We start from the raw sequence: 2,142 nt of genomic DNA, 5'->3' as shown, positions 1-2,142 counted from the left end.
AGCGTAGCGAAGCAATCCAGGGCGGCGTCCAACCTCCCTGGATTGCTTCGCTACGCTCGCAATGACGAAGGGGGTGGACGAAGGTGCCCTCGTCCGCCCGTGCTCAGCGCGCGACGAACTTGCCCGCCTCGCGGTCCTTGCGGACCTTCAGCGCGTCGAACACGGTGCCGCTCATGGTGATCCAGATGCCCGGGCCGGCCGATTGGCAGCAGCCGAACGCCATGCCCAGGTTGAATGCCGCGTCGCTCTCGGCGAAACGGGCGGGCTGCATGGCGCCGCACATTACCACGGTCTTGCCCTCGATATGGGCGAGCGCGGCGGCGGTGTCGGTCATGGTGTCGGTGCCATGGGTGATGACAACATGGCTTTCCGGCGCCCCGGCGACCGTCGCGGCGATCAGCGCGCGGTCCTCGTCGGTGAGTTCGAGGCTGTCCTTGCGCAGCAGTTCGACGACGCGGAACGGATGCGCCACGCGGGCGGTGGCCAGCAGCTTGCCGATCACGCTCTCGACGATCTGGTACTCGCTCAGCGCGTCGAAGTACTGCTTGTCGATGGTGCCGCCGGTGGTGATGACGAGAATGGGTGCCTGGTTCATGCGCGTTCCTTACTGCGGGACGGGCGGGTTTCCAATTCCTTCGTAGGTAAGGGGGCGCTTTGCCGATGGGGCTTCGAGAGGCTGTGCCTGACCCTTCGACAAGCTCAGGGTGAGCGGGAGTAGCGTAATGCCCTATCAATTCCGCTCAGGCTGAGCCTGTCGAAGCCCCCGCCGCACACGCCGCACGGATATTCGCCCTGCGACCTCCCGCCATCTCGCATCTGCACAACCGCGCCGATCCATGGCACCACTGCGACCATGAGCACCCTTGCGTCACCCTCGCTTACCGCCCGCAGCGAACTGGCCGCCGGATGGCCGACCGTCCTTGCCGCCGCGCTGGCGATCGGGGTGGGGATGATGGGCGTGGGCTTCTACTCGCTGGGCCTGTTCGTAACGCCGCTGCAGGCGGAGTTTGGCTGGACCCGCGCCGAAGTCTCGGGCGCGGCGACGTTCCAGCAGCTGGGCATCTTCCTCTCCGCCCCTGTCGTGGGACGCCTCGCCGACCGCTTCGGCAACCGCACCATCGCCATCGCCAGCTATCTGGCCACGCCGCTTGCCCTGGTGGCGCTGGCCGAGACCGGGCCGTCGCTGACCGCGTGGTACGGCCTGTGGCTGCTCGTTTCTCTGGCGGGCTGCGGGACGACCCCGGCGATCTGGGCGCGCGTCGTCTCGCTGCGCTTCGATGCCGGGCGCGGCTTCGCATTGGGGCTGATGCTGACGGGCTCCGGCATGGCGGCGATCCTCGCGCCCGCATTGCTCGGCCCGGTGATCGCGGCGCAGGGCTGGCGCACCGGCCTTCATGCCATAGCGATCGTGATCGCCGTGATCGGCATTCCCGTCAGCCTCCTGACGGGGCGCGGAGAGCGCGTCGCCAACGACAAGCGCGAGCGCGGCAGCATCGAGATCACCCGCAAGACGCTGCAAATCGCCCTGATCGGCTTCCTGCTGGGCGTCATCGTCGCGGCTCTGATCGTCCATCTCGTGCCGATGCTGGTGGACCGGGGGGTACCGCCCGCGCAGGCCGCCGGAGTGGCCGCCTTCATCGGCATCGCGGTGGTCTTCGCCCGCGCTTTCGTCGGCTGGCTGTTCGACCGCTTCCACGCCCCGCGCGTGGCCGTGCTGTTCCTGACCTCGCCGGTGATCGCCTGCGTGATCCTGTGGCTCGACGGCCCCGCAATCCCGGCCGCGCTGCTGCTCGGCCTCGCGGCCGGGGCGGAAGTGGACATGCTCGCCTATTTCACCAGCCGCTACGCCGCACTGGAGAACTACGGAGCGACCTACGGCGCCATCCTCGGCCTGTTCAGCCTCGGCGCCGCGTTCGGTCCGCCGCTGTTCGGGTGGATGGTGGACGCGACCGGGAATTCCGATCTTGCGCTTGCCTGCTCGGGAGTGGCGCTCATCGGCGTGCTGGTGCTGATCGGAACGTTGGGGGCTTACCGGACGTCGTCCCGGACTTGATCCGGGACCGCTGGCCGTGACCAGCCCACCTCACCGCGCGCGCATTTGACGCGCGCCTAAAGACAGCCACCGGTCCCGGATCAAGTCCG

2 protein-coding genes are annotated in these 2,142 nt (G+C 68.3%); one reads left to right on the top strand and one right to left on the bottom strand.

What is annotated here, in order from left to right; all coding sequences use genetic code 11:
• Positions 1-103: 103 nt before the first annotated feature.
• Positions 104-595 (bottom strand): asparaginase domain-containing protein, encoded by a 492-nt coding sequence (locus tag ACYPYD_RS22865; RefSeq protein ID WP_008833648.1) that lies wholly within the window; start codon positions 593-595, stop codon positions 104-106.
• Positions 596-853: 258 nt separating this feature from the next.
• Between ACYPYD_RS22865 and ACYPYD_RS22860 the strand changes: the two genes are divergently transcribed.
• Positions 854-2,053 carry an MFS transporter gene (locus tag ACYPYD_RS22860; RefSeq protein ID WP_459665720.1) on the top strand — a complete coding sequence of 400 codons (1,200 nt, stop codon included), beginning with the start codon at positions 854-856 and terminating at the stop codon, positions 2,051-2,053.
• The last annotated feature ends 89 nt before the right edge of the window (positions 2,054-2,142 follow it).

The organism is Novosphingobium sp. 11B, assembly GCF_054589055.1.
The sequence above is the reverse complement of the archived record's forward strand: the minus strand, read 5'-3'. Positions and strand labels throughout refer to the sequence as shown.